This is a genomic window from Microbacterium kyungheense, assembly GCF_006783905.1.
Lineage (GTDB): Bacteria > Actinomycetota > Actinomycetes > Actinomycetales > Microbacteriaceae > Microbacterium > Microbacterium kyungheense.
Map to the genome: position 1 here is coordinate 241,072 of NZ_VFPE01000003.1, position 25,827 is coordinate 266,898.

Annotated in this window: 21 protein-coding genes; 11 read left to right on the forward strand and 10 right to left on the reverse strand. The window is 71.4% G+C overall.

The window, feature by feature from the left end:
* Positions 1 to 987 carry a UDP-glucose 4-epimerase GalE gene (gene galE / locus FB391_RS13585; RefSeq protein ID WP_141895140.1) on the forward strand — a complete coding sequence of 329 codons (987 nt, stop codon included), beginning with the start codon at positions 1 to 3 and terminating at the stop codon, positions 985 to 987.
* Positions 988 to 1,014: 27 nt separating this feature from the next.
* On the opposite strand, the gene FB391_RS13590 is transcribed toward galE, so the two are convergent.
* Positions 1,015 to 1,995 (reverse strand): LacI family DNA-binding transcriptional regulator, encoded by a 981-nt coding sequence (locus FB391_RS13590; RefSeq protein WP_185843076.1) that lies wholly within the window; start codon positions 1,993 to 1,995, stop codon positions 1,015 to 1,017.
* Positions 1,996 to 2,068: 73 nt separating this feature from the next.
* Here FB391_RS13590 and galT point away from each other — a divergent pair, with 73 nt between their 5' ends.
* The 3 genes from galT to FB391_RS13605 all read left to right on the forward strand — a co-directional run bounded on the left by galT (position 2,069) and on the right by FB391_RS13605 (position 5,537).
* On the forward strand, positions 2,069 to 3,250 hold the full coding sequence (gene galT, locus FB391_RS13595) for a galactose-1-phosphate uridylyltransferase (RefSeq protein ID WP_141895145.1): 1,182 nt from the start codon (positions 2,069 to 2,071) through the stop codon (positions 3,248 to 3,250).
* A complete protein-coding gene (galK, locus tag FB391_RS13600; protein ID WP_425462956.1) occupies positions 3,247 to 4,461 on the forward strand; it encodes a galactokinase in 1,215 nt (404 codons plus the stop codon). The genes galT and galK overlap by 4 nt, the downstream gene beginning before the upstream one ends.
* 233 nt (positions 4,462 to 4,694) lie before the next feature.
* Positions 4,695 to 5,537 (forward strand): alpha/beta fold hydrolase, encoded by an 843-nt coding sequence (locus tag FB391_RS13605; RefSeq protein ID WP_141895147.1) that lies wholly within the window; start codon positions 4,695 to 4,697, stop codon positions 5,535 to 5,537.
* A gap of 418 nt (positions 5,538 to 5,955) precedes the next feature.
* Here FB391_RS13605 and FB391_RS13610 read toward each other — a convergent pair whose 3' ends face one another.
* Together FB391_RS13610 and FB391_RS13615 are read right to left on the reverse strand one after the other, a co-directional pair.
* Positions 5,956 to 8,271 carry a glycoside hydrolase family 3 C-terminal domain-containing protein gene (locus FB391_RS13610; protein ID WP_141895149.1) on the reverse strand — a complete coding sequence of 772 codons (2,316 nt, stop codon included), beginning with the start codon at positions 8,269 to 8,271 and terminating at the stop codon, positions 5,956 to 5,958.
* 53 nt (positions 8,272 to 8,324) lie between these two features.
* The gene (locus FB391_RS13615) at positions 8,325 to 9,623 is read right to left on the reverse strand and encodes an MFS transporter (RefSeq protein ID WP_141895151.1); all 1,299 of its coding nucleotides are present in this window, start codon (positions 9,621 to 9,623) and stop codon (positions 8,325 to 8,327) included.
* Between the two features lie 152 nt (positions 9,624 to 9,775).
* On the opposite strand from FB391_RS13615, the gene FB391_RS13620 reads away from it, so the two are divergent.
* The gene (locus FB391_RS13620) at positions 9,776 to 10,372 is read left to right on the forward strand and encodes a TetR/AcrR family transcriptional regulator (RefSeq protein WP_141895153.1); all 597 of its coding nucleotides are present in this window, start codon (positions 9,776 to 9,778) and stop codon (positions 10,370 to 10,372) included.
* The gene (locus FB391_RS13625; RefSeq protein ID WP_141895155.1) at positions 10,369 to 11,865 is read left to right on the forward strand and encodes a carboxylesterase/lipase family protein; all 1,497 of its coding nucleotides are present in this window, start codon (positions 10,369 to 10,371) and stop codon (positions 11,863 to 11,865) included. The genes FB391_RS13620 and FB391_RS13625 overlap by 4 nt, the downstream gene beginning before the upstream one ends.
* Before the next feature lie 154 nt (positions 11,866 to 12,019).
* Here the strand turns inward: FB391_RS13625 and FB391_RS13630 are convergent, their stop codons facing one another.
* From FB391_RS13630 to FB391_RS13655, 6 genes are all read right to left on the reverse strand, one after another.
* Positions 12,020 to 13,006, reverse strand: a complete 987-nt coding sequence (locus FB391_RS13630) for an LLM class F420-dependent oxidoreductase (protein WP_141895157.1) — start codon at positions 13,004 to 13,006, stop codon at positions 12,020 to 12,022.
* Positions 13,007 to 13,015: 9 nt separating this feature from the next.
* Positions 13,016 to 13,993 (reverse strand): DNA-methyltransferase, encoded by a 978-nt coding sequence (locus FB391_RS13635; protein WP_246093515.1) that lies wholly within the window; start codon positions 13,991 to 13,993, stop codon positions 13,016 to 13,018.
* Positions 13,990 to 15,039 (reverse strand): lipoate-protein ligase LplAB, encoded by a 1,050-nt coding sequence (lplAB, locus tag FB391_RS13640; protein WP_141895159.1) that lies wholly within the window; start codon positions 15,037 to 15,039, stop codon positions 13,990 to 13,992. Before lplAB ends, FB391_RS13635 begins: the two co-directional genes overlap by 4 nt.
* A gap of 93 nt (positions 15,040 to 15,132) precedes the next feature.
* Complete coding sequence (locus FB391_RS13645) at positions 15,133 to 15,459, reverse strand: hypothetical protein (protein WP_141895161.1); 327 nt, start codon at positions 15,457 to 15,459, stop codon at positions 15,133 to 15,135.
* Between the two features lie 190 nt (positions 15,460 to 15,649).
* The gene (locus FB391_RS13650) at positions 15,650 to 17,194 is read right to left on the reverse strand and encodes a glycoside hydrolase family 6 protein (RefSeq protein ID WP_246093516.1); all 1,545 of its coding nucleotides are present in this window, start codon (positions 17,192 to 17,194) and stop codon (positions 15,650 to 15,652) included.
* Between the two features lie 145 nt (positions 17,195 to 17,339).
* Complete coding sequence (locus FB391_RS13655) at positions 17,340 to 18,188, reverse strand: alpha/beta fold hydrolase (RefSeq protein WP_141895163.1); 849 nt, start codon at positions 18,186 to 18,188, stop codon at positions 17,340 to 17,342.
* A 71-nt stretch (positions 18,189 to 18,259) separates the two neighbouring features.
* Between FB391_RS13655 and FB391_RS13660 the strand changes: the two genes are divergently transcribed.
* Together FB391_RS13660 and FB391_RS13665 are read left to right on the forward strand one after the other, a co-directional pair.
* Positions 18,260 to 18,730: a MarR family winged helix-turn-helix transcriptional regulator gene (locus FB391_RS13660; protein WP_141895165.1), complete on the forward strand. Its 471-nt coding sequence runs from the start codon at positions 18,260 to 18,262 to the stop codon at positions 18,728 to 18,730.
* Between the two features lie 5 nt (positions 18,731 to 18,735).
* Positions 18,736 to 20,076, forward strand: coding sequence for an MFS transporter (locus tag FB391_RS13665; RefSeq protein WP_141895249.1), 1,341 nt, complete (start codon positions 18,736 to 18,738; stop codon positions 20,074 to 20,076).
* Between the two features lie 40 nt (positions 20,077 to 20,116).
* Here the strand turns inward: FB391_RS13665 and FB391_RS13670 are convergent, their stop codons facing one another.
* A complete protein-coding gene (locus FB391_RS13670) occupies positions 20,117 to 21,370 on the reverse strand; it encodes a D-arabinono-1,4-lactone oxidase (protein ID WP_141895167.1) in 1,254 nt (417 codons plus the stop codon).
* Between the two features lie 150 nt (positions 21,371 to 21,520).
* Between FB391_RS13670 and FB391_RS13675 the strand changes: the two genes are divergently transcribed.
* From FB391_RS13675 to FB391_RS13685, 3 genes are read left to right on the forward strand one after another with little or no spacing between them, the layout of a single operon-like run.
* Complete coding sequence (locus tag FB391_RS13675) at positions 21,521 to 23,194, forward strand: N-6 DNA methylase (RefSeq protein ID WP_185843078.1); 1,674 nt, start codon at positions 21,521 to 21,523, stop codon at positions 23,192 to 23,194.
* Between the two features lie 43 nt (positions 23,195 to 23,237).
* Positions 23,238 to 24,317: a hypothetical protein gene (locus tag FB391_RS13680; RefSeq protein WP_185843079.1), complete on the forward strand. Its 1,080-nt coding sequence runs from the start codon at positions 23,238 to 23,240 to the stop codon at positions 24,315 to 24,317.
* Between the two features lie 34 nt (positions 24,318 to 24,351).
* Entirely contained in the window at positions 24,352 to 25,791 is a 1,440-nt protein-coding gene (locus tag FB391_RS13685) for a serine hydrolase domain-containing protein (protein ID WP_141895169.1), read from the forward strand.
* Positions 25,792 to 25,827 lie beyond the last annotated feature (36 nt).

The window sequence follows — 25,827 nt, forward strand, 5'->3', positions numbered from 1 at the left end:
ATGTCCTGGCTCGTGACCGGAGGCGCCGGCTACATCGGCGCCCACATCGTCCGCGCGCTCGTCGAGGCGGGCCTGGCGCCCGTCGTCATCGACGACCTGTCGAGCGGTCACGCCGAGTTCGTGCCCGAGGGCGTGCCGTTCGTGAACGGGTCCATCCTCGACACGGCGCTCGTCGAGAGCACGCTGCGCGAGCACGGCGTGGTCGGGGTCATCCACCTCGCGGGGTTCAAGTACGCGGGGGTCTCGGTGCAGCGCCCGCTCCACACGTACGCACAGAACGTCGAGGGCACGCGGTCGCTGCTGGAGGCCATGCAGAACGCGGCGGTGTCGAACCTGGTGTTCTCGTCGTCGGCCGCGGTGTACGGCACGCCCGACGTCCCCCTCGTCACCGAGGACCTGCCCAAGCGCCCCGCCTCGCCCTACGGCGAATCGAAGCTCATCGGCGAGTGGCTCATCCGCGACCAGGCGGTCGCGACGGCCGAGACGCAGCATCCGCTGCGGCACACCGCGCTGCGGTACTTCAACGTCGTCGGCTCAGGCGACCCGGTCGTGTACGACACGAGCCCCCACAACCTCTTCCCGCTCGTATTCGAGGCCCTCATCGAGGGCCGCACCCCTCGCATCAACGGCGACGACTACGACACCCCCGACGGCACCAACGTGCGCGACTACGTGCACGTCGCCGACATCGCCGCCGCCCATGTCGCCGCTGCCCAGCGCCTGCTCGCCGGCGAGCCGCTCGAGCCCGCGTACAACCTGGGCTCGCAGAACGGGCTGAGCGTGCGCGAGATCATGGATGCCATGGCCCGCGTCACGGGCATCGACTTCACACCCGAGATCGGGCCGCGCCGCCCCGGCGATCCCGACCGCATCGTCGCGACGGGCGAGCTCGCCGCCCGCGACCTGGACTGGAAGAACCGCTACACCGTCGACGAGATGGTCCGCACCGGCTGGGAGGCCCGCAGCCACGCGACCTCCGGTCGCTGAGCGAGCGGTCGGTCCCCGCTCGATCGCTCAACGCGCGGAAGACGCAGGCCCCGTACTGTCACGCACCACGAGCCGGGTCGGCACCGTCTCGAAAGACGTCGGCGCACCGGTCTCGATCGCGTCGACGAGTGCGGCGACCGCCCGGGCGCCCAGGGCGTCGAAGTCCTGATGCACCGTCGTCAGCGGCGGACGGTAGTCGGCGGCATCCGCCACATCGTCGAAGCCGACGACGCTCACGTCGCCGGGGATCTCGCGACCGGCCTCGGCGATCCCGCGCAGCATGCCGAGCGCCATCTGGTCGTTCGCGGCGAAGACCGCCGTCGCCTGTGCGGCGAGGAGAGTGGATGCCGCACCGCGCCCCGACGCCGAGGTCCAGTCTCCGCGCACGAGGTCCGGCACGGGCAGGCCGGACCCCGCGAGTGCCTCGCGCCAGCCGCGCTCGCGCTCGTCCGCCGCGAAGGAGCCGGCAGGTCCGGCCAGATGGTGGACGGTGCGATGCCCGAGGCCGAGCAGATGGGCCACGGCCGAGGCCGCCCCGCCCGCGTGATCGGTCTCGACGACTCCGAACCTGTCGTCGCGCGGCGAGTCGACCACCACCAGGCGCAGTCCGGCTCCGGTCACGTCGGCGTCGCGGACGCGGGCGGTCGCCTCGTTCAGCACGATGGCGCCGTCCACGCCCTGCTCGCCGAGTCGTTCGAACGCCGCCGACACGTCCCCGTCGGCGCCGAGCGTCACGACCGTGAGCGCATAGCCGCGCGAGGCGGCGGCATCCGCCACCGCCTGGAGCATCCGCGAGTTGCCGACCGACGCGAGGCTCGACACGACGAGCCCGAGCGTCTGCGTGCGGCCCGTCCGCAGGGCTCGCGCGGCACGGTGGGGGCGGTACCCGAGGTCGGCCATCGCGGTCTCCACCCGGACGCGGGTCTCGGGGTCCACACGCGGACTGCCATTGACCACGCGCGACACCGTCTGCCCTGAGACGCCGGCGCGTGCGGCGACGTCGGCCATCGATACCCGCCTGTCGGCCATGCTCCCCCGATTCGTGTTGACGCTAACATAGCGCCCCGGCTAGCATGTTGACGTGAACACACCTGAGTTCGGGACGGATGCCGTCACCCTCGGCGCCGGCGTCGTCAAGCGCCCCACGCGCCTGGCCGACGGCCGCGAGCTGATCTACTACGACGACCCCGACACGACCCTCGGGACCGAGCGGGCGATCGACGCCCGCGAGCTCGGCCCGCGCCCCGAGACGGCGACCATGCGCCGCGACGTGCTCACCGGCGACTGGGTGTCGATCGCCGCGGCCCGGCAGAACCGTGCCTTCCTGCCGCCTGCCGAGCTCGACCCGCTCGCGCCGCAGACGCCCACGAACCCGTCCGAGATCCCCTCGCGCTACGACGTCGCCGTGTTCGAGAACAAGTCCCCGTCGTTCGGCCCCGCGCTCGCCGTCGCCCACGGCGATGCACCTGCGGGCGTGGATGCCCCCCGAGACCTCGACGACCTCGTCGCCCCGGGACTCGGCCGCACCCGCACGAGCGTGGGCCGCTGCGAGGTCGTGTGCTTCAGCCCCGAGCACTCCGGGTCGTTCGGCTCGCTCACCCCGACGCGCGCCCGCACCGTGATCGAAGCGTGGGCCGACCGCACCGCGGCCCTGTCGGCGCTCCCGGGCATCGAGCAGGTGTTCCCGTTCGAGAACCGCGGTGAGGCGATCGGCGTGACGCTCCCCCACCCGCACGGGCAGATCTACGCCTACCCCTACATCACGCCGCGCACGACGAGCCTGCTGGCCTCGATCGACCGTGAGGGACCCGACCTGTTCGACCGCATCCTCGAGTTCGAGCGCGCCGGCGAGCGGGTGATCCTCGAGGGCGAGCACTGGACCGCGTTCGTCCCGTTCGCCGCACGCTGGCCCATCGAGATCCACCTGCTGCCCCACCGCCAGGTCGCCGACTTCGCCGAGACCACCGACGCCGAGCGCGACGAGCTCGCCCCGCTGTACCTGCGGCTGCTGCGCGGCGTCGACGCGCTGTACGACTCGCCGACCCCCTACATCGCGGCGTGGCACCAGGCGCCCGTGCACCGCGCACGCGACACCGCCCGGCTGCACCTCCAGCTCACCTCGCCGCGTCGCGCCGCCGACAAGCTGAAGTTCCTCGCCGGATCCGAGGCCGCCATGGGCGCCTGGATCGGCGACATCCCGCCCGAGGCGGCCGCCGCGAAGCTGCGCGAGGCCGTCGCACTCATCCCCGAGGAGACCCTGTGACCGCCGCCGAGACCCGTGCCCCCGAGGCCCACGACACCACGGCCGCCGCACGCGCCCTGTTCGCCGAGCGCTTCGGCGCCGAACCCGTCGGCACGTGGTCTTCGCCGGGTCGCGTCAACCTCATCGGCGAGCACACCGACTACAACGACGGCTTCGTGCTGCCCTTCGCGATCCAGCACCGCACGCACGTGGCGCTCGCGCCGCGCACCGACGGCGTGTTCCGCGTGCGGGTCGCGTCGACGTTCGACGACGCGACGGCCGAGCTCGCGCTCGACGTGCTCGACGTCGTCTTCCCCGACCAGCGCGACGACGTCCCGGAGTGGGCCCGCTACCCCCTGGGCGTGGCGTGGGCGCTGCTGGCGGCATCCGAGACCGACCCGGCCGACGTGACCGGCGTCGACCTCGCCTTCGCGTCCGACGTGCCCGTCGGCGCCGGCCTGTCGTCGTCGGCGGCGATCGAAGGGGCGACCGCGGTCGCCCTCGCCGAGACATGGGGCATCGACCTCGACCGCGTGGCGCTCGCCAAGGTCGGCCGCCGCGCCGAGAACGAGGCCGTCGGTGCGCCCACCGGCATCATGGACCAGATGGCGTCGCTGCTCGGCCGCCCCGACGCGGCGATCTTCCTCGACTGCCGGTCCCTCGACGCGCAAGTGATCGACCTGGGCTTCGCCGAGGCCGGCCTGGAGCTCGTCGTCATCGACACCGGCGTCAAGCACTCGCACGCGACCGGCGGTTACGGCGAGCGGCGCGCCGCGTGCGAGCGCGGTGCCGCGGCGCTCGGCGTGCCGGCGCTGCGCGACGTGTCGCTGGAGGATCTGCCGCGCCTGCAGGAGCTCGTCGACGACGTCACCTTCCGCCGCGTGCGCCACGTCGTGACCGAGAACCAGCGCGTGCTCGACACCGTCCGGACGCTCCGCGAGCAGGGTCCGACGGCCATCGGAGACCTGCTCGTCGCGTCGCACGCGTCGATGCGCGACGACTTCGAGATCTCGGTGCCCGAGCTCGACACGGCGGTCGAGGCGGCGCTCTCGGCCGGCGCGATCGGCGCCCGGATGACCGGCGGCGGCTTCGGGGGTGCGGCGATCGCCCTGGTCGCCCACGACAAGGTCGACGCGGTTCGGGATGCCGCCACCGCCGCGTTCGCCGCAGCCGGCTTCGCCGCCCCCACGATCTTCACGGTCACCCCGTCCGCCGGGGCGGCCCGCGACTGAGTCTCGTCGTCGTCGGTCCGGTTCTCGAAACGCCTCGCCACGTTTCGTCTTCGCTCGTTCCTCGCTCCGCTCAACGACCGGGTAGGGCTGAACGACGTGTGAACGCCTGTCGCGCAGCGACACGCGGACTGGCGCGGAGGGATGCCGCGGCCTAGCGTCGGACGCAGGGCTGCGGCACTCGTGCTGAGCGAGGCGCGAGACGAAGCATCCATCGCGGCCCGGAAGGAGCGATCGTGGCGTACATCACCGTCGGGACCGAGAACTCGGTCGACGTCGACCTCTACTACACCGACCAGGGGCCGGCCGACGCGCAGCCCATCGTGTTGATCCACGGCTTTCCGCTGGACGGCGAGTCGTGGGGAAAGCAGCAGGCTGCCCTGCTCGGCGCCGGGTACCGCGTGATCGCGTACGACCGCCGCGGGTTCGGTGCGTCCAGCAAGGTGGGCTCAGGGTACGACTACGACACCTTCGCCGCCGACCTGCACGCGCTGATCGAGGACCTCGACCTGCATGAGGCGATCCTCGTCGGGTTCTCGATGGGCACGGGCGAGATCGCCCGGTATCTGTCGCGCTACGGCTCGTCGCGGATCGCGAAGGCCGCGTTCCTCGGATCGCTCGAGCCGTACCTGCTCATCACCGACGACAACCCCGACGGCGCGGGCCCGCAGTCGTTCTTCGACGGCATCGCCCAGTCCGTGCGCGAGGACCGCTACGCCTTCATCGCCGGATTCTTCCAGGACTTCTACAACCTCGACGACACCCTCGGCTCCCGTACCTCGCAGCAGGCGCTGGACGCGAGCGTGCAGGTCGCGAACCACGCCGGCAACACCGCGATCGCCGCCGCTCCCCTGACGTGGCCGACCGACTTCCGTGGCGACATCCCCGCGATCGACGTGCCGACGCTCATCCTCCACGGCACCGCCGACAACATCCTCCCGATCGACAAGACGGCGCGCCGGTTCAAGGAGCTGCTCCCCGACGCGACCTACGTCGAACTCGAGGGTGCCCCGCACGGCCTGCTGTGGACGCACGGCGCCGAGGTCAACGAGGCGCTGCTCGCCTTCCTCGCGAGCTGACGTCAGGGGCCGTCGGTCACCCTGTCTGCTCCCGGCGAGCGCCGCGCCCGGTCATCGCCGCGGAAGCCGGTCGCTTCCCTTCCTCTCCCTTCCCTTCCCGCAGGCCAGTACGAAGAACACCGATGAACTTCCGGTTCACACGACACCTCGACCGCCGTGTGAGCCGGAAGTTCACCGCCGTGTGAGCCGGACGTGCATCGAACAAGTGAGCGGTGCGCCATGTGAACAGGAAGTTCATCGCCCGCGGAACGGCGAGTTTCCCTCACTCGTGTGAACCGGAAGTTCCCTCACCACCGTGTGAACCGGAAGTTCATCGCGTAAAACGGACCACCACTTCTGGGAGCAGCCCCACGAACGGCGGATGCCGCGGCCCCGGCGCCCATGGCCGACGGGGTCGCGGCATCCGCGTTCGAAGGGGTCAACCCTGCGGCGGTACGCCTCCCGCATTGGCCATCGCGATGAGCCCGTCGATCATCTCGGGGCCGACGCCTGCCCCGTCACCGTCACCGGCGAGCGCACCCATCATGCCGATGCGGCCGATCGGGAACGACTCCATCATCTTCGAGAAGTCCACGCCCTCGGGCATGATCGACGCCGCGCTGTCGCCCATGCCTCCCATCATCTGTGCGATCGCGGCCTGCACGATCGGCCCCGCGACCGGGTGGCGCAGCACTTCGCCCATCGACGACGAGCGCGTCAGCGGCAGCGTGAACACATCGCCGTCCACGGCGACCTCGACACTCGAGCGCAGGTCACGGCTCGACGCACCGACCGACACCGTGTACGAGCCCCCTTCGACGACCCAGCGGTCGGCGCGGATGTCCCAGTACGCGAGGTCCTGGCGGCGCACCGTGAGGGTCACCGTCTGCGTCTCGCCCGGCTCGAGAGCCACCGACGCGAACCCCTTGAGCTCGCGGGGCGCGCGCTGCACCTGCGACGACGCGAGGCCCGTGTAGACCTGCACGACCTCGCGGCCCGCGCGCTCACCGGTGTTGGTGACGGCGACGGTCACCTCGACGTCGCCCGACGGCGAGACCGAGGCGGCGGCATCCCCGTACGCGAAGGTCGTGTACGACAGGCCATGGCCGAACGGGAAGGTGACCTCGAGGCGGCGTGCGTCGTACCAGCGGTAGCCGACGAACAGGCCCTCGCCGTAGCGGACGTGCGAGAACTCTCCCGGGAAGTCGAGGAACGCCGGGGTGTCCTCCAGGCGCACCGGGATCGTCTCGGTGAGCTTGCCCGACGGGTTGACCTCGCCGAACAGGACGTCCGCCGTCGCACCACCGCCGGCCTGCCCCAGCAGCCAGCCCTCGACGATCGCGGGCACGCGGTCCGCGAACGGGAGCGCCACGACGCCGCCGTTGGAGATCACGACGACCGTGTTCGGGTTCGCCGCGAGCACCGCGTCGAGCAGCGCCAGCTGCGCGGCCGGCAGGTCGATGTCGTCGCGGTCGTACCCCTCGGACTCCAGACGGGCCGGCAGGCCCAGGAACAGCACAGCGACCTCGGCGTCCGCCGCCGCGGCCACCGCCTCGTCCCGCAGGCGCCCCGCCTCGTCGGCGGGAACGTCGAGGGCGTTGCTGAAGCCCTGCGCGTACGCCACATCGCCGGTCGCGAGCGCGCGGATCTCGTCCAGCGCGTTGTCCAGACGCGTCGGGTTGATCATCGAGGACCCCGCGCCCTGGTAGCGAGGGGATGCCGCGAACTCGCCGATCACCGCGATGCGCGCGTCGCGTGCGAGCGGCAGGAGGGGTCCCGAAGCCTGTCGAGGGGCCTCGTTGCGCAGCAGCACGATCGACCGACCGGCCGCCTCGCGCGCCAGCGCGTGATGTGCGTCGACGTCGAGCGGCCCCGCCACGGCACCCGCACCATCGGACGCCTTGCGCACCAGGTCGAGCACGCGGCCCGCGGCCACGTCGAGCACCGACTCGTCGAGCGACCCGTCCTTGACGGCGGCGACGAGCTGGGCGTCGGTGACGCCGTTCGACGACGGCATCTCGAGGTCCATGCCGGCGGCGAGTCCCGGCACGCGCTCGTTGACCGCGCCCCAGTCCGACACGACGAGACCCTCGAAGCCCCACTCATCGCGCAGCACCTGCGTGAGCAGCCACGGGTCCTCCGACGCGTACACGCCGTTGATGCGGTTGTACGAGCACATCACGGTCCACGGCTGGGCGTCCTCGACCACGCGCTGGAAGCCGCGCAGGTAGATCTCGCGCAGCGGTCGCGGGTCGACGTCCGACGACGCGCGCATGCGGTCGTTCTCCTGGTTGTTCGCCGCGAAGTGCTTGAGCGAGGTGCCCACGCCCTTCGACTGGATGCCCTTCACGATGGCCGCGCCCAGCACGCCCGAGACGATCGGGTCCTCCGAGAGGTACTCGAAGTTGCGGCCGCACAGCGGCGAGCGCTTGATGTTGATGCCGGGGCCGAGCAGCACCGCGACGTTCTCGATCGAGGTCTCGGTGCCGAGCGCCTCACCCACGCGGTGGATCAGGTCGACGTCCCACGACGAGCCCAGACCGACCGCCGGAGGGAAGCAGGTGGCGGGCACGCTGTCGCCGATGCCGAGGTGGTCGCCGCCCTCACGCTGCTTGCGCAGACCGTGCGGGCCGTCGGTCACCATGATCGCCGGCACGCCCACGCGCTCGACCGCCTTGGTGTACCAGAAGCTCGCGCCGCTGGTCAGCGACGCCTTCTCTTCGAGGGTGAGTTCCGTCACATCGGGGATGCTCATGGGGTTCCTTTCATCGGGGTTGTCGAGAGGCAGCGAGGCCGAGACGGCCGACGTCATCGGACGGCCTTGATCGGCCAGATCGCGATGGCACCCAGGATGCCGAGCACGATGGCGACGGGGAAGAGGCCCTGGTAGCCGAAGACGAGCACGATGACGCCCGACACGGCGGGGGCCAGCGTCTGGGGCAGTGTCGCCGCGATGTTCACGACGCCGAGGTCCTTGGCGAACGACTTGGCCGACGGCAGCACCTCGCTGATCAGCGCCGTGTCGACCGCCTGGAACATGCCGAACCCGAAGCCGGCGATGAAGGTCATGATCATCCACGCGTTGATGTCCTGCCAGAACCACGGCAGCAGGAACGCGAGGCTCACGACGGCGGCAGAGCCGAAGACGAACGGCTTGCGGCGGCCGACCTTGTCGGAGAGCGGCCCCGACACGACGGTCGAGATGATGATGCCGACGAGGCTCAGCAGGCCCAGGAGCGGGATGACGGTCTTCGGCTCGTCGATGTGGAAGTAGTACTGCAGGAGGTACAGCTGGTAGCCGGTCACCGCGAAGTATCCGGTGTACAGCAGCAGGCGTCCCGTGAAGGCCCAGAAGAAGTCGGGGTGCTTGGTCGGGCTGACCCAGAACGTGCTGAGAAACTCCTTCAGGTCGAACGGCTCGGGCTGGAGCTTCGTGCTCGGGTAGTCGGGGTTGAGCACCACGAAGAGCAGCAGCACGACCACCGACAGCGCCGCGAACACGATGTAGCCGAACGAGATGCTGTCGAAGAACAGGGCGCCGACGATCTGACCGCCGATGGCGCCCAGCATGAGGCCGATGCCGGTGAGGGCGGCGAACGTGCCGCGGCGCTTGATCGGCACGCGGTCGGGCATGACGGCCGACAGCGGCCCCTGCGCGAAGTTGAAGCAGACCTGCACGAGCGTCCACGCGATGATGAAGCCGACCAGGCTGTTCGCGAAGGCGAGGCCGACGAGCGACAGCGCGCCCGCGAGCGACCCGAGCACGATCCACGGCGCGCGGCGCCCGAAGCGGGAGCGGGTGCGGTCCGAGATCTGTCCCGCGATGGGCTGCGCGATCATCGCGGCGAAGGCGCCGATGGTCGAGATGATCGCGAGGTTGGCGACGTTGATCTGATTCTCGTCGCCGAATGCGAGTGTCACCTGCTGGGGAAGCAGGATGCCGGGCACCGCTCCCCACACCATGAAGATCGCGATGTTCGCGGGGACGATCGACCACATCAGCCGCCGCAGGCCCTTGACGGGTGCCGGCGGATCGTCGATTCCGGTCGCGTTCTCGACGAAGGTGTTGGTGGTCATGGGGGCGATGGGCTCTGACGGCGCTGTCATGGACGGTCCTTGCTTCGGGTGGCGGGCACTCCTCATCGAGCGCCTCGAGAGAAAACCATATGTCACTAGGTTTTGAGAAATCAAGCGTTGTTCGGTTTACTTCTCCTATGGCAGAAAGCCGAACGGGGCGACGAGGCTCCTACGCCAAAGGCGTGGCCAAGCGCGAAGAGATCCTCACGCGCGCACTGGACGTGATCGCCCGCGAGGGCTACCGGGGGGCGTCGGTCAAGGAGCTGGCGGATGCCGTCGGCCTCAGCCAGGCCGGGCTCCTCCACTACTTCGACAGCAAAGAGGAGCTCTTCACCGAGATCCTCCGCAAGCGCGACGAGATCGATTCGGTCAGCCTCGGCGTGAACGGCGACCCCGTGCAGGGCCTGACCGCGGCGGGCGACCTCGACCTCGACGCGGTGCGCACCGGCTACCTCGGCGTCGTCCGGCACAACGCCGACGTGCCCGGTCTGGTCCACCTGTTCGCCCGCCTGTCCGTCGACGCCGCCGATCCCGAGCACGCCGCCCACGGCTACTTCGTGCAGCGCGGCGCCGACCTGCGCGGCTTCTTCGCCGCTGCGATCGCCGCCGGCCAGGCATCCGGCGACATCGACGACCGCGTCGAACCCGACGTGCTCGCACGCCTCTTCCAGGCCGTCGCCGACGGCATGCAGGTGCAGTGGATGCTGGAGCCCGATGTCGACATGGCGACCACCGTCGACGCACTGTTCGAGTTGCTGACCCCGAGGAAGACGTCATGACCGACACCACCACCCGGTACGCCGAAGCCGACACGGTCACGGGCCGTGTGCGCGGGTTCTGGCGGGGCGAGCCCGGCGACGGCGGCAGCGCCGCGTTCCTCGGCATCCCGTTCGCCCAGCCGCCCGTCGGCGACCTGCGCTTCGCCGCGCCGGTGCCGGCCGAGCCGTGGCAGGGCGTGCGCGACGCGCTGGAGTACGGTGCCACGGCGCAGCGCGGCGACCCGGGCGTGACGCTCATCCCCGAGCCGTCGGTGCCCGGCGACGCGACGCTCAACGTCAACGTCTTCACCCCTGCGCCGGGCGAGACGGATGCGGCTCTGCCCGTGCTCGTCTGGATCCACGGCGGCGGCTACTTCGCCGGCTCGCCCGCGAGCCCCTGGTACGACGGACGCGCGTTCAACCGCGACGGCGTGGTGACCGTCTCGATCTCGTACCGTCTCGGGTTCGACGGCTTCGGGTGGATCGAGGACGCACCCTCGAACCGCGGCGTACGCGACTGGCTGCTGGCCCTCGAATGGGTGCAGGCCAACATCGCGCAGTTCGGCGGCGACCCCGCGCGCGTCACGATCGCGGGGCAGTCCGCCGGTGGCGGGGCGGTGCTGACGCTGCTCGGGATGCCGGCGGCCCAGCACCTCTTCCACTCGGTGTGGGCGCTGTCGGCCGCCACCGCCGACGTCCCGGCCGTGACGGCCGAGCGGATCGGCCGCGACGTCGCCACCCGCGTGGGCGTCGCGCCCACGCGGGCGGGGCTCTCGACCGTGCCCGAGGAGCGCATCATCGAGGCGCAGAAGGCCGCGACCGAGGTGTCCGGGGCGGGGGCGGTCACGAAGCTGCTCGACGACGGCCTGACCCTGGGTCCGGCGATCGACGGCGACCTCATCGCACGCCCGACGCTCGAGTCCATCGCCGCGGGCGTCGGCGCCGGCAAGCCGCTCGTGCTCGGCGCCACCGAGGACGAGTTCTCGATGATCGTGTCGGGCGCGGCGAACAAGCTGCGCTGGATCCCCCTCGGCCTTCTGCTCGGCAAGTCGGGGTTGAAGGGCGCCCGGCGCCCGGCGTACCTTGCGGCGAACCGCGACGTCGTGGCCCGCGGCCATGCCGCAGTGCTCGGCCGGTACATCACCGACCGCGTGTTCCGCACGGCCGTGGTGCGCACCGCGACCGCGCGGGGCGAGGCCCCGACCTGGGTCTACCGGTACGCGTTCCGCTCGACGCAGCCCGGCATGACGCATGACATGGCCGTGCACTGCATCGACGTGCCGTTCTGGTTCGACTGCCTCGACGCGGTGCGCATCGACCACCTCACCGGTCCGAACCCGCCGCAGGCGCTCGCCGACCAGACGCACCGAGCCGCCGTCGCGCTCATCACCGGCGGCGACCCCGGGTGGCCCGCGTGGTCGTCGACGCCCGGCACGACCCGCGTGTTCGGCGGCGGCCCCGGCATCCCCGTCATCGACCCCGACGGCTACGCCCCGGTCGCTCCCCTGCTCTGAGCCGATCGCGGCGAGCCCCGTTTCGCCTGCGGGCGCCAGAGCGCCCTCCGCTCGACGACCGGTGCGCGGGCACCGGTCGTCGAGCGGAGCGAGGACACTTCGTCTCGTCGCCAGCGCTCCTCGCTCAGCGACCGACTCGCGAAGACGACGCGGCTCAGCTCAGCGCGGGGATGACCTCGTGCTCGAACAGCTCGACTCCGGAGAGGTCGTACGCGGCCTCGGGGAAGTAGTGGATGCTGTAGCCCAGGCCGTGCTGGGCACGCTCGGCGAGGCGCTCGGCGACCTGCTCGGACGTGCCGAAGCCGGGCGACGAGAGGAAGTCCTGCTCGATGTGGGCGGCACGCTCGTCGCCGACGTGCGGGCGCAGGCGCTCGATCACGACGGCGAGCCGATCGCGGGCCTCGGCCTCGGTCGCGCCGACGACGGTGTTGAAGTTTGACGAACGCGTGATCGACGCGAAGTCGCGGCCCAGGGCGTCGCAGTGACCGCGCAGCACATCGCTCTTGTGGTCGAAGTCCTCCAGCGATCCGGCGAAGTTCGTGTACGACGCGTACTGCGCCGCGATCTTGAGCGTGACCTTCTCGCCGCCGCCCGCGATCCAGAACGGGATGCCGCCGTCCTGCAGGGGAAGGGGCTGCACGATCGCGCCGTCGACCTGGAAGTGGCGGCCGTCCAGCGTCGCACGGCCGGTCGTCCAGGCCTGGTTCATGATGTCGACGCCCTCGCGCAGCATGCGCAGCCGGTCGGCGACGGGCGGGAAGCCGTAGCCGTAGGCCTTCCACTCGTGCTCGTACCAGCCGCCGCCGATGCCCATCTCGGTGCGGCCGCCCGACACGATGTCGACGGTCGCGGCGACCTTGGCGAGGTACGCGGGGTTGCGGTAGCCCATGCACGTGCACATCTGCCCGAGGCGGATCCGGCTCGTCGATGCGGCGAACGCGGCCATGAGCGTCCACGCCTCGTGCGTGGCCTCGTCGGAGGGGACCGGCGTGGTGTGGAAGTGGTCGTAGACCCACAGCGACTCCCACGGTCCGGCGTCGGCCCGCTGCGCGAGTCCGCTCATCACCTCCCAGTGCTGAGCGGGGTCGATGCCGACGAGATCGAATCGCCAGCCTTGAGGGATGAAGGTTCCGAAACGCATGTCCCCAGCCTAGGGAAGCGTTTGCTCGTGCTCCATGCCGAACACCCGGGCATGCGGCATCCGCTCCCGCATCACCGCGATCGCCGCAGGGTTGTGGTCGACGAGCACGGCGTCGCGGCCGAGCGTCGACGCGACGGCGCCCGTTGTGCCGCTGCCGGCGAAGAAGTCGAGCACACGGTCGCCCGGGCGCGACGACGCCTGCACGATGCGGCGCAGGATGCCCTCGGGCTTCTGCGTCGGGTAGCCGGTCTTCTCGCGCCCCGTCGTCGGCACGATCGTGTGCCACCACACGTCGGTGGGGAGCTTGCCGCGCTCGGCCTTCTCGGGTGTGACGAGTCCCGGTGCCATGTAGGGCTCGCGGTCGACGGCATCCGAGTCGAACCAGTACGCCTTCGGATCCTTCACGTACACGAGGATCGTGTCGTGCTTGGTCGGCCAGCGCTTGCGCGTCTTGGCGCCGTAGTCGTACGCCCAGATGAGCTCGTTGAGGAACCGGTCGCGGCCCACGAGCGCGTCCATGAGCACCTTGGCGTAGTGGGCCTCGCGGTAGTCGAGGTGCAGGTACAGCGTGCCGTCGTCGGCGAGCAGCCGCCAGGCTTCGAGCAGCCGCGGTTCGAGGAAGCCCCAGTAGTCGTCGAACGTGTCGTCGTACGCGCGCAGATCGCCGCGGATCCGCTCGTACTCCCGCCCGTGGAACCCCCGCCGCACGACCCCGCCGGTGTCGAGCCCGCGAGGGGTCATCTGCTCGCCGAGGGGCCGCGATCCCGCCGCACCCTCGTCCGCCAGCTGGCCCCTCGCGGCGGGAGGGACGGATGCCGTCGAGCGCGCGGTCTCGACGGCACGTTCCTGCGGGCGGCCGGTGTTGAACGGCGGGTCCAGGTAGATCAGGGTGAACGAGGCATCCGCCAGCGAGCGGATCACGTCGAGGTTGTCGCCGTGGTGGATGTGCACGGACCCCGGCGCGACGGCAGACTCCGACCCGGTCACGGAACGCGGCGCAGCCACGCGTCGGTCGAGAACTTGGAGTCCACGAGCGCCTCCGCCTCTGCGTACTCGTCGGGCGTGATGTGCCCGGGCACGGCGCCGTACAGGTTCGTGAAGGTCTCTTCGAGCTTGGCGATGATCGCCTCGCGCGGCAGCCCGGTCTGGCGCCGCAGCGGGTCGACGCGCTTGGCGGCCGAGGTGGTGCCCTTGTCGCTGAGCTTCTCGCGCCCGATGCGCAGCACCTCGGTCATGACCTCGCCGTCCATGTCGTAGCTGAGGGTCGCGTGATGCAGCACTCCGCCGTTGGCGAGCCGCTTCTGTGCGGCGCCGCCGATCTTGCCCTGCGGCGAGGCGATGTCGTTGAGCGGCTGATACGTCGCGTCGATCCCGAGGGCGCGCAGCGCCTGCAGCACCCAGTCGTCGAGGAAGGCGTAGGAGTCCGCGAACGTCAGCCCCTGGACGAGGGATGCCGGCACGTACAGCGAGTACGTCACGATCGAGTTCGCGCCCATGAGCATCGCGCCGCCGCCGGAGATGCGGCGGACGACGTCGTAGCCGTGCTTGGCGGCGCCGTCGGGATCGACCTCGTTGCGCAGCGACTGGAACGAGCCGATCACGACGGCGTTCTCGTCCCACTCCCAGATGCGCAGTGTCGGCCGGCGTCGCCCGTCGCCGACACGGGCGGTGAGCACCTCGTCCAGCGCGAGGTTCATGCGCGGCGACACCGGCGCGTCGTGGACGATCTCCCAGTCGAAGTCGCGCCACCCCGGCGCGGTCACGAGGGCTCGCCGCACGGCGGTGCCGACGGCCTCGGGCGTGAAGCCCAGCAGCTGCGCGCCCTCGGGGAGCGCGCCGCGCACGGCGGCCGCGATGGTGGCCACGTCGGCCTCGATCGGCAGGCCGTTGACCGCGGCGTCGATATCGAGCAGCGCGTCGTCGGGCTCGAGGAAGAAGTCGCCCGCGAGCCGGAAGTCCGCGATGCGCCCGTCGCGCTCTTCGAGGTCGACGACCACGAGCTTCCCGCCGGGCACCTTGTATTCGCCGTGCATGCTTTCAGCCTATTGCGCGGGTGGCGCCGGGCGGCCTGCCGCCTGCGCGCGGACGGGCCGGGCCCCCGTGGGTCCCGGCCCCGCCTCTCTCGCTCAGTTGATGCCGGGGATGACCAGCCAGTGGTTGACCAGCACGATCCACAGCGCGATCACGGCGAGGGCCGCGATCGCGATGCCGACGCCCTGGCGTCCGCGGAACACGATCCCGATGACCACGACGATGAGCGTCGCAATGGCCAGGACCAGGGATCCGAACGGGATGCCGGGCAGGAAGAGCGACAGCACGAACAGCGCCGCGACGACGATCTCGATGATGCCGACGATGGTGTTGCCCTTGCCCCGGACGCGGAGGATGCCGTCGATGAGAGCGAGGATGCCGCCGACGAGGGCGATGAGCAGGAGCCAGCTGAGGGTGATCAAGGCGGGGGGACCCTTCTCGAGGAACGCCGCGGCGGTCGCCGGGGCGCCGGTCAGCCTATCGACGGGGCGCACCGCGCTGCCCGGCAGCCCTGGGGGCTGGACGCGGGGCCCTGCCGACTGGTATTGCGCGATGGCGACGGAGCCGAGGCATCCGTCGCCATCGCATGTCAGCGGGTCGTCCGGCGCCGCTCTACGACGTGCAGGCGCGCCCGTCGAGCAGGAACTGCCACGGCGTCGTCAGCACGCCCTTGGCGTGGACGACGGTGTCGGGCGCGTTGCCGGTGCGCTTGGTCGCCCCCGTCACCGTGACGACGTCGGCGGACTGCGCCACCGCCGCGCGCGTCGCCCTCGCGATGTGCTGTCCGTCGGGCACGGCGAAGCTCAGCGAGAACCCGTCGCCGACCTCGCCCGACAGGCGCACCGCGGCAGACGTGCCATCGGCCGACGGAGTCCACTCGACGTGGCAGTCCAGAGGCGCGATGGCCGGGTCGGCGAGCGCGATCAGCTCACGCGCCTGCTGCACGAACCACTGGCAGGCGGCGGGGTCCTCGTAGCCTCGTTCGGGATCGATCGGGCCGGCCGTTCCGCGGTAGCACTTGCCGTCGGACTCGCCCGGCACCTTGATCCACAGGTACGCGTCGATCAGCGGGTCGCCGGTGTCGGTCGACGGACGCTCCCCGAGCCCGCGGCCGGGCGGGTTGCACCAGTCCTCGGGGTCGCTGTAGACGCCTGCGGGCGGGGTCCACGTGCCCTGTCCGTTGCGGCTCGTGTCGATGACGAAGTGCGCCATCGCCGCGGGGTCCATGGTGCGCCCGGTGTCGGCGTACGCCTGGGCGAAGGCCGCGTCCGACAGCCCCCACGTCGAGAAGTCCGAGGGGCTCGCCGGGTAGTACTGGCTCGCGCACCACTGCGGCTGCCACCAGGTGTGCTGCGACAGGTCGAGGCACTGCGAGATCCACGAGCCGTACTTCTGCAGCCGTTCGGTCGGCACGTAGTTCGAGGCGTTCAGGAAGAACCCGTCGGCATCGGCCACGCCCGCCTTCATGAGCCGGTCGGTGATGTCGCCGACCCCGAGCCAGCCGGAGTGCGTGCCGTCGAGGTAGACGGAGGTCGCGGCTCCGGACTTCAGCGCCTGGACCGCGTGGTTCAGCTGCACGAAGCGCTCGGATGCCGCGGTCGCGGGATCGGCCTCTGCGGGCTTGCACCACTCGCTGTCGCCGTTGATGGTCGTGTACCAGGGGATGATGCCCAGCCCGTCGGGCTCGAGGATCACGCTGGCCGGGCGATCGCCGATGCCCGCGGCGACGGCGTCGATCCACGCCTCGTACTCGGCGGTGCTCGTCGCGCCGCCGGCCGAGTACTGCGCGCAATCGCGGAACGGCAGGTTGTAGGCCACCAGCACGGGCATGCGTCCCTGCGCCGCGGCGGCGGTGACGATCGCGTCGGCGGCGGCCTCCGCCTCGGCCGGGGTGCCCGAGGTCAGCCATTCGGCCGACGGGATCGAGCCGAGCAGCTGCGCGTCGTCGCGCGCCTGCCCGCTCAGCGACTGCGCGGCTTCGAGGGTCGTGCTCCACGGGTTCACGTAGAGGTCCGAACCGGCGAGGCCGGTGGCGTCGTCAGCGGCCGCGGCCGTCGCGGTCAGCGGCAGGGCCATCGCCGCGGCGAGCAGGGCCGTCGCAGCGATGGCGACCGCGCGCCGGCGATGCGGCACGCGGCGGGTGGATGCGGGGATCACGGTTTCTCCTGAGGTCGTCGTCGACCGCCGGGCGTCGTCGTCCGGGGAGCGGGCATCGCCGAGCGTGGGAGCGCTCCCACGATGTTCACTGGGGCCAGGATCGCGCACGCGCACTCGCCACGTCAATGGGGACGGATGCCGCCGCTCAGCCGCGTGCGGGGAAGCGCTGGTCGAGCCACGCCAGCAGGTCCGCGCGCACATCGGCCTGCATGACCTCGTTGAAGATCTCGTGGCGTGCGCCGGGGTAGACGAGCGTCGTCACATCCGTGAAGCGTGAGCGCGTGCGGTACGCGTCCGCCAGGCGGTGGACGCTACGGGGCCCGCCGACGGTGTCGTCGCGTCCGACCATCAGGAGCGTCGGGATGCCGCGCCCGACGCGCTTACGGGGACGGCCGAAGATGCGCAGCACCTCTATCGGACCGAAGAGCGCCATCGGCGACTCCTCTGTGGTCAACGGGTCATCGCGGAACGCCGCACCCACCGCGGGATCCGTCGAGAGCCACTCCAACCCGGTCGCCGTCGGCGATTTCCAGGGGTCGTTGTGCCCGCCGGTGCGCAGCGATCCCGGCATGCGGTAAGCCGAACCGCTGAGCACCAGGCCGTCGAACCCATCGGGATGGTCGTTGACCAGCATCTGCGCCAGGAACGAACCGCCCGAGTGCCCGAACAGCACGAGGGGAAGATCGGGGGCCTCGGCCCGAATGAGCTCGCTGAGCTGCCACATCGCCGCCAGCGTCGCCCGGACCCCGCCCGGACCGAGCTTGCCGAGCTTCGACACGTCGCCGCCGTGCTGCTTCATGCCCGTTCGGCCGTGTCCACGAAGGTCGGCCGCATACACCGTGATACCGCGCGCGGTGAGCGCCTCGATCAGCGCGGCGTACCGCCCGGCGTGCTCACCGACGCCGTGGATGAGCTGCAGGACCGCCCGAGGCTCGGTCGCCGCGTGGACGTCGTAGACGATCGTGACACCGTGCGCGTCGATGAACTCGGGCATGCCAGGAGTCTAGGGGTGCGGCATCCCGAAACTATCTTTAGCAAGGCTAATGAGCTAGGCTAACTATCCGGATGAGCAGCCACGGAACACTTACGACAGAACCCACGACGCCCGACGACCACGCAGACCTCTCCGCCGCCGCCTCGCAGCTGAGGATCGCGACCTTCCGCCTCGCGCGACGCATGCGCACGCAGCGCGCCGTCGACTCCATGAGCGACGGGCAGTTCGCCGTCCTCGCCGCCCTCTGGAAGCAGGGCCCGCACACGCTCGGCGAGCTCGCCGAGCGCGAGCGGGTGTCGGCGCCGTCGATGAACCGCACCGTCAACTGCCTGCAGGACTCGGGCTGGATCACCCGCACCGCCGACGAGAAAGACGGACGCAAGGTCGTGATCTCGCTCACCGACGCCGGCCGCTCCGTCGTCGACGAGACCGCGCGCCGGCGGGACGCGTGGGTCGAGTCCGCGCTCGCGCAGCTGACCGACCAGGAGCGCGCCACCATCGCCCAGGCCGCCGAGATCATGGCTCGGATGGTGACGCTGTGAAGGCGATGTTCCGCTCGCTGTCGCTGTACAACTTCCGCGTCTGGTTCATCGGCGCGCTCATCTCGAACATCGGCGGCTGGATGCAGTCGACCGCCCAGGACTGGGTGGTGCTCACCGAGCTGACGAACCACGACGCCACCGCGATGGGCGTCACGATGGCGCTGCAGTTCGGGCCGCCGCTCGTGCTCGTGGGCGTCACCGGGTGGATCGCCGACCGGTTCGACCGGCGCAAGCTGCTCATGCTGACGCAGTCCGCCCTCATGCTCCTCGCCGTCGCGGTCGGCGTGCTGCTGCTGACCGGCGTGATGACGCTGCCGCTGATGTGGCTGTTCGCCCTCGGCTTCGGCATCGCCAACGCGTTCGACGCCCCGGCACGGCAGGCGTTCGTCTCGGACGTCGTGGCGAAGGAGAACACCTCCAACGCCGTCGCCCTCAACGCCGCGTCCTTCAACACCGCCCGCCTCATCGGGCCCGCGATCGGCGGCATCATGATCGTGCTCGTCGGCACCGGCTGGATGTTCCTGGCCAACGCCGTGACGTTCCTCGCGATGCTCATCGCGCTGTGGGCGATGCGCACGGACGAGCTGGTCCCCCGCGTGCGGGCTCCCGGTGCGGCGCGCCTGGCCGACGGCTTCCGCTACGTCGCCCGCCGCCCCGACCTCATCGTCACGTTCGTCATGGTGTTCCTGATCGGCGCCTTCGGCATGAACTTCCCGATCTTCGCCTCGACGATGGCGCTCGAGTTCGGCCGCGACGCCGACGGCTACGGACTGCTGAGCTCGGTGCTCGCGATCGGCTCGCTGGCCGGCGCGCTGCTGTCGGCGCGACGCGACCGCGCGCGACTGCGCGTGGCGATCTACGCCGCCGGAGGCTTCGGCGTCGTGTCGCTCGTGTCGTCGCTGATGCCGGAGTACGTGCTGTACGCCGCGACCCTCGTCTTCGTCGGCTTCTGCACGGTGACGATGCTCACGACCGCCAACGGCTACGTGCAGACCTCGACCGATCCGTCGCTGCGGGGACGCGTGCTCGCGTTGTACATGGCGGTCATCATGGGCGCCACCCCGATCGGCGCGCCGATCGCCGGCTGGGTCGCCACGACCTTCGGCCCGCGCGCCGCGATCCAGGTCGGCGCGGTCGCGGGGCTCCTCGCCTGCGTGATCGGCATGACGTGGATGATCGCGTCCGGCCGGATGCGCCGCCACGAGTCGCGACGGTTCCTGCTGACCGTGGACGAGACGCGTCCGCTCACGATCGTCGCGCCGGAGGAGTTCAGCGACGAGGTCGCCGCCACCACCCCGATCCGGTCGATCACCGACGACGAGAGACGCGCCGCCAAAGCCCGCTGAGCTGCAAGGGGGCGAGGCGCCCCGGCAGCACCTGCGGGGGTCAGCGCGGCTCGCGCACCCCCACGCGCTCGAGGTGCGCGTTCGTGAACCGGCCGTCCGGGTCGAGGCGTTCGAACACGGCACGCGCGTCGGCCAGCCGCGGGTGCACGCGCTCGATCGCGGCACGGTCGAAGCCGTGCACCTTGCCCCAGTGCGGGCGGGCGCCGAACGGCTCCAGTGCGGCCTCGATGCGCGCGACGGCGGCGACCACGTCGTCGGGCCGATCGGAGTACCACGTGAAGTGGATGATCGCGCTGTCGCGTCCGTAGGCGGGGCTCAGCCACAGCCCGTCGGCGGCCGCCGTGCGCAGCTCGGTCCAGAAGAGGAGCGGACGCAGGCCGTCGGCGAGCGCCCGCACCGCGTCCAGTGCGGCGGGGGCCAGTGCGCGGTCGACGAAGTACTCCGTCTGGATCTCGTCGCCCAGCGAGGGCTGCGCGTCGAGCCGGAAGTGCGGCAGCCGCAGCAGCCACGGACCGGGCACGCCGCCGATCTCGGTGGCGTTGTCGCCCTCGACGAAGGGCGACACCTCGCCGTGGGTGCGCACCCCGTCCAGGAGCGCGTCGGGCACCGCGTCGTCGTCGGCCTCGAGCCGGGTCTTGACCCAGACGAACCCGACCGACGGCTCCTCCCACCGCGAGAACACCGACACGCTGTATCCGGCGGCCGTGAGCTCGTCGTAACGCGCGAGGGCGGCATCCCACGACACTCCCGTGTACAGGTCCTGCCGCAGGCGGAACGCGGGCACGAGGTCGAGGGTCAGCGAGACGACGATGCCGTACGCGCCGAGGCCGACCACCAGGGCGTCGAAGTCCGGATCGCCGCGGCGCACCTCGTGCACCTCGGCGTCGGCGCCGACGTAGCGCAGGGCGCGAACCGAGGCCGACAGCACCGGGTTGGCATCGCCGGAACCGTGCGTGCCGGTGGCGGTCGCGCCGCCCACGTTGATGTGCGGCAGCGACCCCATGTTGCGCAGCGCCCAGCCGCGCTCGTGCAGCCAGACGGCCAGGACGCCGTAGCGGATGCCGGCGGGCACCGTCACGGTGCCCGCGCCCTCGTCGAGCTCGAACTCGGGGGCGAAGCCGGTGACGTCGACGAGCGTGCCGGTCGTGTCGGGGAGGTCCGTGAACGAATGGCGCGTGCCCAGCGCGCGCACGCGGCCGGGCTCGGCGAGTGCGCGCCGCACGTCGTCGACGGTGGATGCCGTCACGATCCGCGGCGCCGTGTACTCGTAGTTGCCTGCCCAGTTGCGCGGCATCGCACTCCCTCTCGTCTCTGCGATCGACCATTCCATCCTGCCTCGCGGCGCGGGAGCGGCCGACCGTATGTCGGAGGTTCTCCGTACCGTCGAACACGTCTTCGACGGCGTGCGCGTCATGTCGGAACCCGAGCGAGAAGGTGGGCGAGAATGAGTATCGTGCCGGAACTGCTGGAGCGAGCCGCCGACGACACGGCGGGTGCGCGAAAGGCGCGCGGCGCGTTCTTCACGCCCCCGGCGATCACCCGCTTCCTCGCGCAGTGGGCGATCCGGGAGGGGACGGATGCCGTCCTGGAGCCGTCGGCCGGCGACGCGGCGTTCCTCGTCGAGGCGGTGCGCCGGCTCCGCGACCTCGGGGCCGCCGAGCCGCCCGCGGTGAGCGGCATCGAGATCCACCCGCACAGCGCAGAGGTCGGCCGCGAGCGCATCCAGAGCATCGGCGGCTCCCCCGCCCTGATCGTCGACGACTTCTTCAACGTCGAGCCCGAGGCGCGGTTCGACGCCGTGATCGGCAATCCTCCGTACATCCGCTACCAGCAGTTCACCGGCGAGGCGCGTGCGCGGGCGCGCGAGGCGGCGTTCCGCGCCGGCGTGGCGCTGACCGGGCTCGCCTCCAGCTGGGCCGCGTTCACCGTCCAGTCGGCGCTCCACCTGCGGCCCGGCGGGCGGCTCGGCCTGGTGCTGCCGGCCGAGCTGCTGAGCGTCAACTACGCGGCACCCGTGCGCCGGTTCCTCTTCGAGCGGTTCGCCCGGCTCGAGCTCGTGCTGTTCACCGAGCAGGTCTTCGCCGAGGCCGAGGCCGATGTCGTGCTGCTGATGGCATCCGGCTTCGACGAGGGGACGAGCCGCCATGCCACGGTGTACGAGACGACGAACGCGGCGGGGCTCACGGCGCTCCCTGAGGGCCTCACCTTCACACCGACCGACCCGTCCGACAAGTGGAACGCCGCGCTCGTCGATCCCGACGCGATCGAGCCGCTCCACTCCCTGCGGGAGGCGGGCTCGTTCGTGCCGCTCAAGGAGTGGGGCGAGACGACGCTCGGCATCGTGACCGGCAACAACGGCTACTTCACGCTGAGCCCCGAGCGGGCCGCCAAGCTCAAGCTCGACGCCTCCGAGGTGGTGCCGCTGTCTCCTCCGGGCAGCAGCCACCTGCGCGGCCTCGTGCTGTCGCCGGAGCTCATCGCCGAGCTCGGCGCCGCAGGGCGCGCCACCCTCATGTTCCGCCCCACGGGCGACGCACTGTCGGCCGCGGCGAAGCGGTACGTGCGCTCGGGCGAACGCGACCGCGTGCACGAGGCCTACAAGTGCCGCACGCGCTCGCCCTGGTACCGGGTTCCGCTGGTGCCGCCGGCCGACCTGCTGCTGACGTGCATGAACGCCGACACCCCCCGCCTGACCACCAACGAGGCCGGCGTGCACCACCTGAACTCGGTGCACGGCGTCTACCTCGACGCGGCGCTGCGCGACCTCGGACAAGAGCTGCTGCCGCTGGCCGCGCTCAACTCGGTGACGGTGCTCAACGCCGAGATGGTGGGTCGCGCCTACGGCGGCGGCATCCTCAAGATCGAGCCGCGCGAGGCGGACCGCTGGGCCATGCCGTCGCCGGCGCTCGTGCGGGAGCGGGCCGGCGTCTTGCGCGCGGTACGCGAGCTGGTGGCCGCCGACCTCGCGGAGGGGCGCCTGTGGCACGCGGTCCACCGGGTCGACGACGCCCTCTTCGGGGACCGCGAGCTGCCGTCTGCCGCCGACCTGCAGGCCGTGCGCGCGGCGCACACCCGCCTCATGGAGCGGCGCATCGCCCGCTCCCGCACCGTGCGCTGAGCCGCGCGTCCACCTGACCACCCGGAACCGAAGGATCCCCTCCGTGCCGACCAGAAAGCCGTCGATCGCCGAACAGGGGTGGCAGCTGTTCGACCGCATCGTCGAGCGGGCCTCCGTCGCCGGACACACGTCGCCGTGGACCGCGGACGAAGGCGAGGTGGCCTACCGCCCGGACTTCGAGACGCTGCGCCTGCTGCTCGGCGTGCCGCTGCATCTGAACGCCAACTCCCAGTCCGGCGTACCTGCTCTCGCACTGGACGTCTGGATCGCGTACGAACTGCGGCGCGCGGGCTTCGACCCCGACGCCGTGTGGCCCCGCGAGAGCGACCCGAGGATCATGCCGGCCGCCCTGGGCGCACTGCTGGAGGCGACGCCGGTGCGCGGGGGTGAGCGCGCCCTGCTCGAAGAGCGCATCCGCATCAGCGGGTCGAAGTCGGGCCTCGTCGGCGGCAAGGCGAAGATCCTCGGCAAGAACTACCAGAAGCAGGTCGACGTCGTGCTGTCGGACTGGCGCACCGGTCCCGAGATGCTCATCAGCACCAAGCGGATGGACTCGTCGTTCGGCAAGAACGCCGCCAACCGCGTCGAGGAATCGTATGGCGATGCGAAGAACCTGCGGCTGCGGCATCCACTCGCCTCGCTCGGATTCGTGTTCGGCCTGCGCACCACGATCTACGAGAAAGAGGCCGCCAAGGCCGCGTGGCTCATCGACCTGCTCGGCAAGCTCGGCCAGGAGGACGACGCGTACCACGCCGTCGCCCTCGTGCTGATGGAGTACGCGCAGGATCCGCCCGCGGACGGCGACGACGTCAACGAACCCGAGACCGGACCCGAGGTCGGCTCGGAAGCGGCGCTCGAGGCCGGCGACGACCCCGACCAGCTGTTCGCGCTGGACGATCCCGGCGAGGCGGACGCCGTGCGCGCCGAGCTCGACGCCGCCATCGCCGCGCTGCCCCCGGTGTCGATCGTCCTCGACGATCGGGTGCCCGACGAGCTGCACCCGGCACGGTTCCTGCGTGCCATGGTCGAGCGCACGCTCGCCATCACGCCGGTCGATCATCACGCCGAGGCCCGCGTGCGCCGCGACACCGCACTGCGCGCGGCGCGCGCGACCGCTCGCTGAGCACGAGCGGGCCGTTCCTTGCTAGGTTGTGCGGATGCCTCAGCCCGCCCTGCTGCCGCGCGCGGAGCCCGCTGACGTCGGCGTCTCGGCCGTCGCGCTCGGAGCCCTGCTCGACCGGCTCGACGAGAAGGGCATCGAATGCCACTCGGTCATGGTGGTCCGCCGCGGCCACGTGGTCGCCGAGGGTTGGTGGGCTCCGTACTCGGCGGACCGGCCGCACCTGCTGTACTCGCTGACCAAGTCGTTCACGGCGATGGCCGTCGGGCTCGCCGTCGCCGACGGTCTGCTGTCGGTCGACGACCTGGTGGTCGACGTCCTGCCCGACGGCATCCCGGATGACATCCCCGCGCAGGCACGCCGGCTCACGGTGCACCACCTGCTCACAATGACGGCCGGGCACGACACCGACACCCTCGGTCCCGCGTGGGAGCTCGAGCCCGGCGACCTCGTCCGCGGGTTCCTGCGGATGCCGTTCGCCGCGCCCGAGGGCACGATGCACACCTACGACAACGCGACGACGTTCGTGCTGGCGAGGATGGTCGAGCGCGTCACCGGCTGCAGCCTGCCCGAGTACCTCGACGAGCGACTGTTCGCCCCGATGGGCATCGGTCCCGCGGAGTGGGACCGCGTGTCGAGCGGCGCCGCGTTCGGCTTCCACGGACTGCACCTCACGACCGAGGCCGTCGCCGCCTTCGGCGAACTGCTGCGCTGCGGCGGCCGATGGGGCGACGCGCAGCTGCTCCCGGAGGAGTGGGTCGAGCTCGCGACGAGCAGCCACATCGACAGCCGGCACTACGCCGACGGTGCGGACGGTGCCGACTACCTCGCCGGCTACGGCTACCAGATCTGGCGGTCGCGCCACGGCTTCCACGGCAACGGCGCGTTCGGGCAGCACTGCATCGTCGTCCCTTCGGACGAGCTGGTCGTCGCGGTCACGTCGGCGCAGCACGAGGTGCGCCAGGCGCAGGACGTGCTGGATGCCGTGTGGGACTGCCTGCTGCCGGGCCTCGACCACCCCGACGCCGCGCGCGAGGACGCGCTGCTCGCCGAGCGGCTGCGGGGCATGGCGCTTCCGGTCGTCGCAGGAGAGCCCGGACCGACCCGCACGGTGGCCGCTGTCGTCGCGGCCGTCGACGACGAGGTCACCGCGGTCGCGGAGGGCACGGCGGTCGTGGTCGAGGGCTGCGACGGCGCGTGGCGGGTGGACTTCAAAGGCCTGTTCGCGCTCGACGTAGGACACGGGCGCTGGCGCGAGAGCGCGCCGCTGGGTCGCCCGGTGTGCGCGACAGGAGCGTGGCAGGGCGACGTGTTCGTCGCCGACCTGCGTGTCATTCGCAGCCCGCATCACGTGCGACTGCGCATCGACGCCCGCACCGGCGTGGCGACCGCGACGTGGGTCACCGTGCCCCTCACGAGTCCGCTCCTGGAGCTGCATCTGCGGGCGCCGCTGATGACCCGCCCCGACGTGGCGTAAGCGGCGTCGGCAGCCCCGCAGCCGATGACGACACCC